Origin of the sequence: Pseudoclavibacter endophyticus (genome assembly GCF_008831085.1) — a bacterium.
In the GTDB taxonomy this organism is placed as follows: domain Bacteria; phylum Actinomycetota; class Actinomycetes; order Actinomycetales; family Microbacteriaceae; genus Pseudoclavibacter; species Pseudoclavibacter endophyticus.
In genome coordinates this window covers 54,937-68,229 of the sequence record NZ_WBJY01000001.1, presented here as the reverse complement: position 1 = coordinate 68,229, position 13,293 = coordinate 54,937, and the positions used below count along the sequence as shown (strand labels likewise).

The window sequence follows — 13,293 nt, the reverse complement described above, 5'->3', positions numbered from 1 at the left end:
GGCGTACCCTGGCATTTCGACGACACGGAGGACCCCACGTGACATCCGGAGAGCGCGGCCCACAGACCGGCCGCACGTTCGATCCCTGGTACTCGAGCTACGCGGAACGTACCGCGGGCCTCGCGGCGAGCGAGGTCCGGGCACTGTTCGCGGTGGCATCGCGCCCCGAGGTCGTCTCGCTCGCCGGGGGCATGCCGTACGTCAAGGCGCTGCCGGAGGAGCTCATCGACTCGGCGTTCCGGGCCATGATGCGCGAGCACGGCAGCGAAGCCCTGCAGTACGGCGGTGGGCAGGGCATCCCCGAGGTGCGTGAGCAGATCCTGCAAATCATGGCGCTCGAGGGCATCGTCGACGCCTCGCCGGACGACATCGTGACGACGACCGGCTCGCAGCACGCCCTTGATCTCGTCGCCAAACTCTTCCTCGACCCCGGCGATGTCGTGCTCGCCGAGTCGCCGAGCTATGTGGGCGCCATCGGCACGTTCCGCAGCTATCAGGCGCAGATCGTGCACGTCGACCTCGACGACGACGGGCTCATCCCGGAAGCGCTCGAGCAGTCCATCGCCCGTCTGCGGGCGGAGGGCAAGACGCTGAAGTTCCTCTACACGATTCCAAACTTCAACAATCCTGCCGCCGTCACCATGTCGCTCGAGCGACGGGCCCGCGTGCTCGAGATTTGCAAGCGCGAGCACATCCTCATCCTCGAGGACAACCCGTATGGGCTGCTCTACTTCGGCGAGCCCGCACCGCCCGCGATCCGGTCGCTCGACGCCGAGCACGTGATCTACCTGGGCTCGTTCTCAAAGATCCTCTCGCCCGGTCTCCGTGTCGGCTGGGCCCTTGCGCCACACGCCATTCGAGAGAAGCTCATATTGGCGGTCGAATCGTCGATCCTCTCGCCGTCCACGTTCAATCAGTGGGTTGTGACGGAGTACCTCCGGCAGAGCGACTGGCAGCAGCAGATCGCCGGTTTCCGAGCGGTGTACAAAGAGCGCCGGGATGCCATGGACCAGGCGCTCCGCGAGCACCTTCCCCAGCTGTCGTGGACGAGCCCGGACGGCGGGTTCTTCACCTGGCTCCGGCTCACGCCCGAGCTCGACTCGAAGGAGATGCTGCCGCGGGCGGTCACCGAGCTCGTCGCCTACACGCCGGGCACGGCGTTCTATGCGGATGGCCGCGGGCAGCAGGAGATCCGGCTCTCGTTCTGCTACCCCACGCCCGATCGCATCCGCCTCGGCGTTCGCCGCCTGGCGAACGTGATCAACGGCGAGCTCGAGCTCCTCGAAACGTTCGGTACGGCGGCCCGCAGCCGCGGCGAAGACCGCGTGACAATGCCGCCGCCCGACATCAGCTGACCCCGCACCGTGACGACGAAGGAGCCCCAGACCGTGAGCAAGCAGAACCTGCACGTGGTGGTCCTCGCCGGCGGCATTTCGCACGAACGCGATGTGTCGTTGCGGTCGGGACGTCGTGTCACCGACGCGCTGCAACGGGCCGGCATGAGGGTCGAACTCATCGACCCGGATGCCGGCCTCCTCGGCCACCTCGCCGATTCGCGCCCCGATGTGGTCTGGCCGGTACTGCACGGCGCGAGCGGCGAGGATGGTGCGTTGTACTCGCTCCTCCGCGCGATCCGACTGCCCTACGTCGGAGCCAAGCCCGGCGGGGCGAGGCTGGCGTGGGACAAGGGTGCCGCCAAGGTGATGGCGAAACGCGCAGGACTCCGCTCGCCGGAGTCGATCGTCCTCCCGAACACGGTCTTCCGTGAGCTGGGAGCATCCTCGGTCATCGACGCGATCGGCGCCGGCCTGACGCTCCCGGCCGTCGTCAAGCCGCTCGAGGGCGGTTCAGCACAGGGGGTGTCGTTCGTCGAGACCCTTGACGACTTCCGCGGGGCGCTCGTGACGGCGTTGACCTATTTCGACACCGCGCTGATCGAGCGCAAGATCGAAGGCACGGAGGTCATGGTCGGCGTCGTCGACCGCGGTGAGGGACCGTTTGCGATTCCCGCGGTCGAGGTCGTCCCGAACGGTGGCGTGTTCGACTATGGCGCCCGGTACAACGCCGGCGAGACGACGTACTACGCGCCGGCCCGGCTCGACGAGGACGTCGCCACAAAGGTCGCCGCGATGGCCCGTTCTGCGTACGAAACCATCGGCCTGCGCGATCTGGCACGCGTCGACATGATCGTCGACGATGCCGGCGAGCCGTGGTTCATCGAGGCTGACCCCATTCCCGGTCTCACCGAGACGTCGATCGTTCCCCTCGGTATCGAGGCGGCCGGTCTCGACCTGACAGCGGTCTACGCCGATCTCGTGCGCGCCGCGGCGACGCGGGGTCACGTTGAGCAGAACACCGAGACCACAGAGCCGGCATCGACGGCAGCGGTGGATGCTGCCGCGGCGTTGGAGGGCGGCGTTCCGGGGAGTACCGGGGCGCCCGATCGCTAGCGCCGGGTCGGGGGCGCCGGCTCCGCCTCCGTGCGCGGGCCGCCCGCGGGGTCGTCTCCGAGTTCCACAAGGATGCGGTTCAGATCGGCGACCGATGCGAAGTCGACGACGATCTGCCCTTTTGTGCGACGCAGCGTCACTTTCACGCGAGTATTCAGGCGATCGCCGAGCCGCTCGCTGACCTCGTCGAGGTACCCGGTCAGTCCTCCTGCTTGAGGCTTCGTACCCGCCGTCGTCGAGCGCGAGCCTGACTTGCCGGCGGCGGCCTCCGCCGCGCGGACTGACAGATCTTCATTGACGATCTTGTCGGCCAGTTGCGTCATCGCGGCGGGCTCACCGGCGCTGAGGATCGCGCGCGCGTGCCCAGCCGAGAGCACTCCGGCGGCGACTCGCCGCTGCACGTCGATCGGCAGCTTCAGCAGCCGCATGGTGTTGCTGATCTGCGGTCGTGATCGCCCGATGCGCCGCGCGAGCTCCTCCTGCGTGATGCCGAAGTCATCGAGGAGCTGCTGATACGCACTCGCCTCTTCGAGGGGGTTCAGTTCGCTGCGGTGCAGGTTCTCGAGCAACGCGTCGCGAAGCATGTCGTCGTTCGGCGTCTCTTTGAGGATCGCCGGGATACGGTCGAGTCCCGCAGCCTTCGTCGCTCGGAGTCGTCGCTCGCCCATGATGAGCTCGTACTCGGCTTCCCCGACGAGCGGGTGGTCGTCGGGGATCGGACGAACGATGATGGGCTGCAAGACGCCGAACTCCCGTACCGAGTGCGTAAGCTCCTCGAGGGCCTCCTGATCGAATTCGCGTCGCGGCTGCCACGCGTTCGGCACGATGCTCGCCGGCGGGAGGTACACCAACCTCGCTCCGGGCGTCGGGACAAGGCGCTCGTCTTCGCTCGCGGCATTGGGCTGCACGGCAGCCCCGGTCTCGGGGGCGCCCGTCACGGGCATGCCGGTCTCCGGCACGGCTGTCCCAGCGTTGCCCAGACCGGCGTTTGCTCCCTGCGCGGCGCGTCCGGACCCGTCGACGGGAGAGTCGGCCGTGGCCGCCGTGGCCGGCGCCGAAGCACGCCCGTCTCCCGCCTGGGCGGCGTCGCTTTCGGGCACACTCGTCGCCTCCTGGGCAGTTGCGCTGCCGAAGAACACGTCGACCGGCCGTTCTTTCGACTCCGTCCCCGATGGGATGAGCGAGCTGATCCCGCGACCGAGACCCGTACGCTTCTTCGCCGCCATGTCAGCGTGCTCCTCTCGTGCCGATCTCGAGCGCGGCCTCGCGATACGAGATGGCTCCCGAGGAATTGGGGTCGTAGCTGATGACCGTTTGACCGTAGCTCGGTGCCTCGGAGACGCGGATCGAGCGCGGAATCACGGCGCCCAGCGTTTCTGCCGAGAAGTGCTTTCGCACTTCGGCCGCGACCTGCTGCGAGAGGTTGGTGCGGCCGTCGTACATGGTCAACAGGATCGTGGTGAGCCGTAAATCGGGGTTGAGGTGCTCCGAGAGCCGGTTCACGTTCGAGATGAGCTGACTCAGCCCCTCGAGCGCGTAGTACTCACACTGGATTGGGATCAGCACCTCGCGCGCGGCGACGAACGCGTTGACGGTGAGGAGACCCAGTGACGGCGGGCAGTCGATGAAGATGTAGTCGAAACGGTCGACTGACTCATCGACCAGAAGGGCCGCGATGGCACGCCGCAACCGGTACTCGCGGTGATCGACGTTCACGAGCTCGACCTCCGCGCCCGCAAGGTCAAGCGTGGCCGGAACGCCCCACAGCCCCGGGACATCTGGGCTTTCGGAGATCAGTTCGGAGATCGGTTGATCATCGAGGATTGCTTCGTAGATTCCTGCGACGTCACCGCGGTGATCAATACCGAGCGCCGTGGAGGCATTGCCCTGGGGGTCCAGGTCGATGACGAGCACTCGCGCGCCCATTGTGGCCATCGCTGCCGCGACGTTGACCGTGGTGGTCGTCTTCCCGACTCCCCCCTTCTGATTGGAGATGGTGAAGATTCGGGTCTCCGCGGGAAGCGGGAACTCCGCATTGACCAGGCGTTTCTTGCGATCGGTCAGCTGCGAGAGCTCGCGCGCGATTGGCGAATCCTCAATGCTGTCCGTACGAGTACTGTCCGATGACACGCAAGTCCTTTCCGGCCGTTGAACACCCATTCTGCCTGATCTTCGGCCCCAGCGCGCCGAGTACAGCTTCGCTGTGGATGTTCCCTGCGGGCGGCTTTCCCGCAGGCCCCCGACGACGCACCATCGCGACGCGGTGGGTCAATGATGCCACGGGCGGCCTCCTACATGGGCGATGCGCGGCGCGCCGACAACGTCCGCATCGCGCAGCCAGACCGGCAGCGGTCTTCATTGCTGAGGCTGGCGTTTCACGTGGAACGCGGGCAATCGGAGTCGCCCGCAGTCGCCTTCTTCAGCGATCCTCGGTGAGGTCTTGGCTGGCCCCGACCTCCGCGTCGACCAGCGCCCGGACGACCCGAGTTGGCTCGGTGTCGAGTCCTTCGCCGAGTTCCTCGACCCGGACTTCGCTCAGTCGATACTTGCGAATCACCTTGGATGCCTTGTCGATCTCCGTCTCGGCGGCGCGCCCCTTCAAGAGGAGTAGCTCCCCGCCCGCGACCGCCAACGGGGCCGTCAGCGGTATCAATTTGGACATGGCGGATACCGCGCGGGCAGTCACCTGCTGGACCGCGACGTCGTCATGGACGTCTTCCGCACGCGCTCGGAGGATGGTGACGTTCTTCAGCGCCAGCCGCTCCACGACGTCATTGAGCCACGTTGTCCGGCGTTCCATCGGCTCGATCAGCGTGAATGCCACATCCGGCCTCGCGATCGCGAGTGGGATTCCTGGGAGACCGGCACCTGACCCGACATCGGCGACCGACTCTCTGAGGAGTGGAGCGAGAAGTACGGAGTTGACGATGTGTCGCGTCCAGAGCCGGGGATACTCCGATGGTCCAATCAGTCCCCGAAGCTCGCCGTCCTCAGCGAGGTCGGCGGCGAACCGCCGAGCCTGAACGATGTTGTCGCCAAAGAGCTGCGCTGCGATCGGCGGTTCGGCTTCCACGGCGAACGGTTGCTTTCCCGCGCCAGATGATTCGTGATTGCTCATATCGACTGTCCTCCTTTCCAAGTGTTTCACGTGCAACATCCTCCCGCGCACCGTATCCGGCGCGGCAACGCGCCCCACCGGCACGCTGAACGGCACGCCACTGTCACTTCCCGTCAGGACGTAGGGGTCGAGGGGTCGCGTCCGTGGGAGCGTCGCGTCAGCGAGGGGTGGGACCGCGTCATTCGCCGCGCGGCCCTACGCGACGCCATCGAATCTGGGGGCCGTCGAGGCGGGCCACCGTCGTGGCCGGACCGTCGTGGCTCGGCCTCCTCGAGCACAATGTCCACGATGACCGGACACGACCGACCCGACGCACCGCCGACTGGACACCCACAGCCGAGCCATTCGACCCCGCCGTTCACACAGCTCGAGCAGTGCGTGAAGCACGTTGATACCCTCGCGGCTTCGACGCGGCGATAGACCAGCACTGTGCGAGTCGCGTTCCCTCGCATCGTGGCACGAAGCGGCTCGCTCCCGTTTCACGTGGAACACCCGCGCGAACTTCTCGTACGCGGCCTCCTCGTGCTGTTGGCGGCCCTCGCGCCGAGGTACCCTGACCCGTCGCATAGAGGGCAGCGAATTGTCGATCGCTCGTCGATTGAACGGCGCGCTCGCCACCCCTGCGGACCAGACGCTCCACGCGGACCAAGGACCAGGGTCACCCCCAGCGCGCGCCACTTCAAGAGCTGTGCTCCACCGCGGCCTCGCTCAGGAGGGCGATCGCATTGTCGTTGGCTCACTTTTTGATCGGCATGACACCTCACAGGCACGAGCCGCACGGCTTCAGACCGCAACCAGCCGGCATCCCGCCCCGTTGGAGATGATGCTGGAACCTGGTCCTCCGGGATCCTGATACCTGACCGTCCCACCGTTCACCCCCAGCGGCTAACGCAATCCGTGGCGCACTCTCACACTCGTCCGTGGAATGAGTGCACGATGAGGGCACGCCGGCATTCCATCACGATGCGTAATGCCTCCGGAACCGACGCCACGTTCACCATTCGCCACGCTGAATGTTTCACGTGGAACGTGGACGCCACCCCAGTCCAACATCGTCGATCACGCACGTAGGAATCGATTGGCTCTGCCGTCTCCCGTCGTCCGAGGCACCACGGCGCCGCACCCACAGCCACAGCCCCATGTCCAGCGAAACCGGCCGCTACAGTCCGATGGAGAATACGCCGATGCGCCGGAGAGGGAGCACCTGCCTGCCCCGAACCCGCGGCGGAATCCGCCCAGGTGATGGTCCGCCGTGGTCGTTTTTGCTCGGCTTCGCGGCAACTGGGCGGCAGCGACCTGGGAGACGATGTACTGCGCATCGTTGCAATGCGCATCGTTGCGGAGCGCGCGCCGTCTGGTGCCAGTGACGTCATGCCGGTCACTCCGCTGGCGTCGTTCTCCTCCCCAGAAAACGCGGCACGTTACGTTTCACGTGAAACAACCTGTGTCCCCGACCTCTCCATACCCACACGCCTTCATGCAGTCGCCGGATCACGACGATAGGTCCGCCGAGGCGGGGGCAGGCAGAGGGCCAGAGTTGGAGACGCAGTGGCGGAGAAAGAAGAGAGGCTGAGGGAGACGCATGAGGGAATAGCCCAAGGCGGGCGTTGTATCCGTTGTCATCGCCCGAGGCGGCGGCGCGACGAGGCATCTCCGGAGGAGCGACTCGCCCACGGGATTGCGTGCGGGCGACCTCCGCCAGACTTGCCACCAAGAGCCTCCTCACTCGCCTCGAAGTTATCCACATCTCTCCACAGGCGCCGATTCTTCGCGACCACGCACCTACGGCGAGTCACCGTCCGTTTACCTCGCCAGTTCCCCGAAACCACACCTTGACCTGCATTTTCTCAAAGACTCCTCCTCACGTTGAGAAAGCGACGTCCCTCCCGTTCACATTGCATGGATATTCACAACAGCGGCGCGCCTGTGGATATGTCACAGGTCCCGCGGGTGCATGTTTCACGTGAAACGCCTTAACGCGGCCCCGAAGACAGGGAATCTCTCAACGTCACCTGGCCAGTGATCGACACCGCATGCGTCCATCAATCGCTGAACATCCTCCCCATAAGAGACACGTGCGTGACGTCTTGACAGCCCGAAACCCACACACCTATACTCCCTCCGGCTCTCACTGCCCGCAAAGTCGCCCAGGGTGAGACTTGGGTGCGGTGGAGCACCCCGCCTGATCAACCGCGGCACAGCAACCCGAGCCAGGTGGCATGACTGAGAACGGTCCGGAACCGGGAAACCCAAACGCAAGCTCCCCGCCATTCGATCGCCCTGACAGCATGCATGCCCGGCGCCCGTCGACAGCAGTCGGCCCCATACGTTCGTTCACCTCGACCACAGGCCTCCCCGGGGGAGCGAACGTGCAAGCCTGACCCAGCCAAGACTGAGAACGGACAGGAGGAGGCTCATCCCATCCCTCAGCTCCCGTCCACCAAAATCGTCCGCGATCGTCGTCCTGGCTTGCCCTTGGCCAGTTCGGTCACGCCCGCTCGCACCAAGAGCAACCCGTGTACCGGAAACAGCAGGTGCGTCCTCGGTTCGGAGGCGGGATGGGCCCATATCTCCCACCCCACCCGCAGGTGCCGCGTGGTCGCTGCTCCCATCACTCCGGGCCGTCGCAATAACTGGCCTGCCCGGCAGCTACTGAGTTACAACAGTCCCCGTTGCCACCGTTTCACGTGAAACACCGTCACCAGCCGGAGCCCTCCCATCCGTCATTCCGGCGAAATCCCATCCCTTCCTAGGTGATCCGGCCTCGGGAGCGCTGACCAAGGAACCGACGATCTGAACTTCACCATTTGCGCGGCCCGTCATCACCGATTCGAGTTCGCAGGCAAGACTGGACGGGCGAAGCAGGCAACCACACGACCGATCCAGGAGTTGGGAGCGGTCAGTGATCACGTCCCGAGCCAAGAGGACGATGGACCACTCGCCGTGCATCGACCAGACCCCGTTCGACCGGTCGTCCGGTTCGCGAGGACGCGGGAGCAGAGGATCACCAACCGAGCAGGTGTTTGCTCCGTCTCCGCAGTGTCGGGCGGAACGTATCCGAGTGTCCTCGTGCCGACCCACCCCAATACGGCCTTGCATTGCAGCGCGCCGCCCACTGAAGGGCGGATTCGTTCGCACTGACACCGCCGGTCATTGGGGGAGGAGAACCACGTGACGCTTCGCACGGACAGGGGAAAGGTGTGCTCGGAGGGCTCCTGCACGAAGAGGGAGCCCTCCGAGCTCGTCCCGTCCACGCTGCCGCAATGAACCCCGTGCCGCTGACTCGGCGGAGCGCCTGCCCACCGCCCCGAACGGCCCAGTCTGGGAAGCCCGCGTGGGCAATGAGCGCCCACAGTGCCGGTTTCACGTGAAACACCAGCGGGGCCCGATCCCCGCGGGGCCGCCCGGAGCGACCGGCCCAAACTCGCACGACGACGAAGGCCGCCCGGAGTGGCCACACGAAGGAGCAATCCGATCAATCAAGGAATCGGCTCAGCCGCCGCGCGCAGGGCCTCGGGAGCGGGCCGCGCGGCAGGCCGGAGAAGGCGACTCGACGCCAACAGCGAGGGCAACGCACAGACCACCAGCACGCAACCGCGGACACTGACGTCGACGCTCTGAACCCGCCAGTACCGTCGTCCGTACTGCCGTGTGCTTCCCAGCCCGTCGGTGTGACATGACGTCAGTGGCTCCTCGGCCGGGCTCGGTCGCGCCAGCGTCGCCCCGGGCATCCACTGAGAACACACGACAGGGCCACGACAACGGTGGACAACGCCACTGGCTTCAGCTGCCTCGCCAGCATAGGCGCCGAAGGGGCGGCGGGCAGGCCAACGACGCTTCCCCGCACGAGTCCGTGGGCTACACCGTCGGCCACGTCGGCGCCCACATCTTGATGTGGCAAACACGACCGAACGGTGGATGCGGCGGCCACCTCCAGAGAACTTCGCCCTCGCGAGACACATCTGACCTGCAGCCGTTCCACGTGGAACGCTCAGCGGGTGCAGGTGAAACACCGGGCGTTCCACGTGGAACCTCAGGCCGTGATCCTCAGTCGCGCCCGCGGCGTCCACCAAACCTCGACGCATTCACTCCTTGAAGGTCACGAAGTCCATGGGCCTTCACGCGCACCGCCACCATGGACCGGCTGCCGGCTGACGCAGCAGAGCCGCACCTCTCTGACCCGCGCTATCGAGGAGCGTATGGGTGACAGTGCCACACGTCACGAAGTAGCGAACGAATATTCGAGTGCGCGGCGACCTCACGATCGCACAGGGAAAATAACGGGCGTGTGGACCGGGCCACTTCCGCACTTGAAGTCGACCACCCGCCGGCTCCGGCGGACTCCACCTGAACGAACCACCAACGAGCCAGCCGCACATGTCGTGAGATGGCATTCGAGGGACGATCGCACCGAAAATTGACGCCTAACGAGGGATTTTCCGTGAAGAGAGTCGGCGGAGAGCATCACGAGCCGACCGAAACCACTTCACCGCACATGGCTCCACGTGTCGCGCCGCCCAGAATCTCAGGGGAGCGCGCGCCGTGGCCTCGCCCGCGAGGCAACCGCCGATAGCGAAAACATGGCGGGATGAGTCTCGAAGGAATCTTCGCGCAGCACTATGCCCGCTCCGTGTGGTAGCGGCCGACCTACGATACCGCTGGCCGGATGACGGTATGGCGATCGCGCCCCTCGCCCTCCGACTCGGAGACGTACCCGCGTTCGGCCGCGATGTCATGCACCACCTTGCGCTCATACGAGGACATCGGTGGAAGCGCCGCCGAACCTGCTCCGTCCTCAAGGCGCTCGATCGCCCGGTCCACCAGACCGGCCAACTCGCGCTTCCGTGCGTCTCGTGACCCACCGATGTCGAGGATTAGGCGAGAGAACTCGCCGGTCTCCGCCTGCACGGCGAGACGGGTCACCTGCTGCAATGCCTCGACCGCCTCAGGATTCGCCAAACGGTCGAGGCTTGCCGAACCGTCAGCGGTCACGGAGATGTACATGCGGCCATCGCGCTCTTCGATCTCGAGGTCACCGTCGATATCGCTGATGTCGAGCAACTCTTCCAAGAAGTCCGCCGCGATATCGCCCTCGTCTCGAGCCTCCTCAGACCGCTCGGGGGCGACCGTGTCGACCTCATTGTCGGCGATCACATCCGACGCGGCCGGAAGCTCACGCTCCTCGCTCGATGCCCCCATCGGTGCTGGCGCCCCGTCCGAGTGCTCGTCGCCCGTGGTCAAGCTCATCGTTGTCACGACTCCTCAGTTGTGGTGCGAATCCAAGTCACAGGCAGTCTCCCGCGCATCAGGCTACTCGGAACCCGGCTTCACGCCGGATTCGTCAGATCCCGATGGTTTCGTTCGTCCGGAACCCTGCTTTGACGGACCCGAGTTCCCCGTGCTGCCTCCACGGCCGCTCGTCTTGCTGGAACGGGGATTCGACGTTCCCGTCCCGTTCCCTCCGGCCTCCCGGGCTCCGCCCTTGCCCGAGGCAGCCTTGCCCGCGCCCGTACCCGAGGCAGCCTTGCCCGAGGCGGCCTTGCCCGAGGCGGCCTTGCCGGAAGCCGGTCCACCCGCACTCCCCTTGCGGGGCTCGGACTTGCCGGCCGCCGGCTTCGAGTTCGACCCAGACGTCGCCTTTGACCCGGCATCGCCGACAGCTTCGTCCTTCCCGGCTGCACTCGGTGTGGCGGTCGCGTCGGGCTTCTTCCCCGAGCCCGGCGTTTGTTTCTTCGCTCGTGCCTTCGACATGGGCTGGGGACGCTGCGTCGTCGATGGTGTCGGTTCCTGTCCGTTGCCAGACGAGGTGTCATCGCCAGCGTCCGGCTCGACCCACTTCCCCCGCCGCTTCAGCCGCTCCTCGCGGATCTTTGCCGCCTCCGAACCGGGCGTCGGCATGTTGCGGATCGTGATCCACTGCTGGCCGACAGTCCAGAAGTTGGAGATCGTCCAGTACATCATCAGGCCGATCGGGAAGGCGACGCCCGAGACCGCGAAGACAAGCGGCAGCGCGTACAGCAGCATCTGCTGCTGCCGATACATGGGCGACTCCTTCGTCGCAGGCGAGACGTTCTTCGACATGATCTGCCGCTGCATGAAGAACTGTGAGGCCGTCATCACGATGACCAGCACGACGGCAATCACGACGACGATCACGTTGCCCTCGTTGTTGATGAGCGTCGCGCTCAGCGGGGCACCGAAAATGTCGGCGTTGGCGAAGTGGTGAGCGAGCTCGGCGTTCATCATGCCCACGCCGGCCTGATCGCTCTGCGCTTGATTGATGACTCGGAAGAGCGCGAAGAAGATGGGCATCTGCACGAGCATGGGCCAGCAGCTCGACATCGGGTTGGACCCGGTCCGCTGGTAGACCTCCATGGTCTCGCGTCGCATCGCCTCGACCGAGAACTGGTCTTTCTTCCCCTTGTACTTGTCCTGGATCTTCTTGATCTCAGGTGCCGCCTCGAGCATTGACCGCTGAGATTTGATCTGTCGAACCATCAACGGGATCATCGCGGAGCGAACGACGATCACGAGGCCGACCAGCGACAAGATCCACGTCCATCCATCGCCTGGCGGCATGCCGAGCCAGGTCCACAGCGTGTGGAACGCGACCAGGATGAGCTCGATGACCCACTTGATCGGCCACAGGATGGTGTCCAGGAAATCCATGCGGGGTGATGCCTTTCGATCAGGGCTCGGCCACGACGAAACCCAGGCGAGTTCGTCGTGTGCGGGAAGGTGGTGCCTCGGGCACGTCGTCAATCCCACCGCGGGCCCAAGGAACGCACCGCACGAGGCGCTTCGCCGTCAGCCAGCAACCGTGCAGAAGGCCGAAGTCCTGCACAGCCCTTAAAGAGTACGCGGAACAGGTGGGGTGGTAGCGGCACACGTCGCCGTACAGCGGGGAGATGATCGCGCGGTACACGACGAGCAGCGCTATGCCGACGTTGCGTGGCATCAGCAGCAGTGTGCGCCCCGCGTACCCGACCGCGTCAACACGGGGTCGACCGGTCACGAGCGTGGGCCCTGCGAAATGGACCGCACGTCGGAGGGCCTGCGCTCCAACTTGCGCACAGCGCCACCGACACCCGCACGTGCGCATTCACGAAGCTCGCCGAACGACCATGCGGCCGCTTCCGGATGCACGCGATAGACGACGTCCAGACCGTGCGGCCTCTCCTCCAGCAGTTCAAACGAGATTGCCTTCAGCCGGCGACGGAGTCGATTCCGGACAACAGCAACGCCCACCCGCTTCGAGATGATGAATCCGAAACGCGTGGGCGCGCTGGCGTCGCTCGCCTCGGCAACGCTCACGGTGAGACCGCGAACGCCATAGCGCGCCCCGCGCCGCACGAGGTAGCGATAGTCATCGCCGCTCGTGATGCGGTGCACGCGAGCGAGCAACCTGCTTATGCGGAGAGCTTGGCGCGGCCCTTGCGGCGACGCGCAGAGAGGATCGCGCGGCCGGCGCGCGTGCGCATGCGCAGGCGGAAACCGTGCACCTTGGCACGGCGGCGGTTGTTCGGCTGGAACGTACGCTTCGACATGAGAAAACTCCGGAATTGAGGTCAACGCGCCGTCCGCGCGTCCGAGATCGGGTGCCGATGCGGCACAACTGCAACAGAATACCCATCTTCGGAGACCCGGTCAACCTCTTGTGGTGCGGCGACAGAGTATGGATCCTCGCCCACGAAATCGCTGTCACGACGCGCCAAGGGGCCAGAA

9 protein-coding genes and 1 pseudogene are annotated in these 13,293 nt (G+C 65.7%); 2 read left to right on the top strand and 8 right to left on the bottom strand.

The features are described from left to right. The first annotated feature begins 38 nt into the window (after nt 1-38). Together F8O04_RS00285 and F8O04_RS00280 are read left to right on the top strand one after the other, a co-directional pair. Nucleotides 39-1,355, top strand: a complete 1,317-nt coding sequence (locus F8O04_RS00285) for an aminotransferase-like domain-containing protein (protein ID WP_158027335.1) — start codon at nt 39-41, stop codon at nt 1,353-1,355. Between the two features lie 33 nt (nt 1,356-1,388). Then, nucleotides 1,389-2,450 (top strand): D-alanine--D-alanine ligase family protein, encoded by a 1,062-nt coding sequence (locus F8O04_RS00280; protein WP_158027334.1) that lies wholly within the window; start codon nt 1,389-1,391, stop codon nt 2,448-2,450. Here F8O04_RS00280 and F8O04_RS00275 read toward each other — a convergent pair. The 8 genes and pseudogenes from F8O04_RS00275 to rpmH all read right to left on the bottom strand — a co-directional run bounded on the left by F8O04_RS00275 (nt 2,447) and on the right by rpmH (nt 13,115). Next, complete coding sequence (locus F8O04_RS00275) at nt 2,447-3,676, bottom strand: ParB/RepB/Spo0J family partition protein (protein ID WP_158027333.1); 1,230 nt, start codon at nt 3,674-3,676, stop codon at nt 2,447-2,449. The two genes, F8O04_RS00280 and F8O04_RS00275, sit on opposite strands and share 4 nt — an antisense overlap. Before the next feature lies 1 nt (nt 3,677). After that, nucleotides 3,678-4,580, bottom strand: coding sequence for a ParA family protein (locus tag F8O04_RS00270; RefSeq protein ID WP_318655862.1), 903 nt, complete (start codon nt 4,578-4,580; stop codon nt 3,678-3,680). A 289-nt stretch (nt 4,581-4,869) separates the two neighbouring features. After that, nucleotides 4,870-5,568: a 16S rRNA (guanine(527)-N(7))-methyltransferase RsmG gene (gene rsmG, locus F8O04_RS00265; protein ID WP_158029014.1), complete on the bottom strand. Its 699-nt coding sequence runs from the start codon at nt 5,566-5,568 to the stop codon at nt 4,870-4,872. A 4,647-nt stretch (nt 5,569-10,215) separates the two neighbouring features. Beyond that, a complete protein-coding gene (locus F8O04_RS00260; protein ID WP_158029013.1) occupies nt 10,216-10,767 on the bottom strand; it encodes a Jag family protein in 552 nt (183 codons plus the stop codon). 525 nt (nt 10,768-11,292) lie between these two features. Continuing rightward, a pseudogene (gene yidC, locus F8O04_RS00255) lies at nt 11,293-12,237 on the bottom strand (membrane protein insertase YidC); the annotation flags it as partial. Nucleotides 12,238-12,256: 19 nt separating this feature from the next. Continuing rightward, a complete protein-coding gene (gene yidD, locus F8O04_RS00250) occupies nt 12,257-12,526 on the bottom strand; it encodes a membrane protein insertion efficiency factor YidD (RefSeq protein ID WP_225734779.1) in 270 nt (89 codons plus the stop codon). A gap of 53 nt (nt 12,527-12,579) precedes the next feature. Next, on the bottom strand, nt 12,580-12,960 hold the full coding sequence (locus F8O04_RS00245; protein ID WP_225734778.1) for a ribonuclease P protein component: 381 nt from the start codon (nt 12,958-12,960) through the stop codon (nt 12,580-12,582). 17 nt (nt 12,961-12,977) lie between these two features. After that, entirely contained in the window at nt 12,978-13,115 is a 138-nt protein-coding gene (gene rpmH / locus F8O04_RS00240; protein ID WP_092565554.1) for a 50S ribosomal protein L34, read from the bottom strand. Nucleotides 13,116-13,293: the final 178 nt, after the last annotated feature.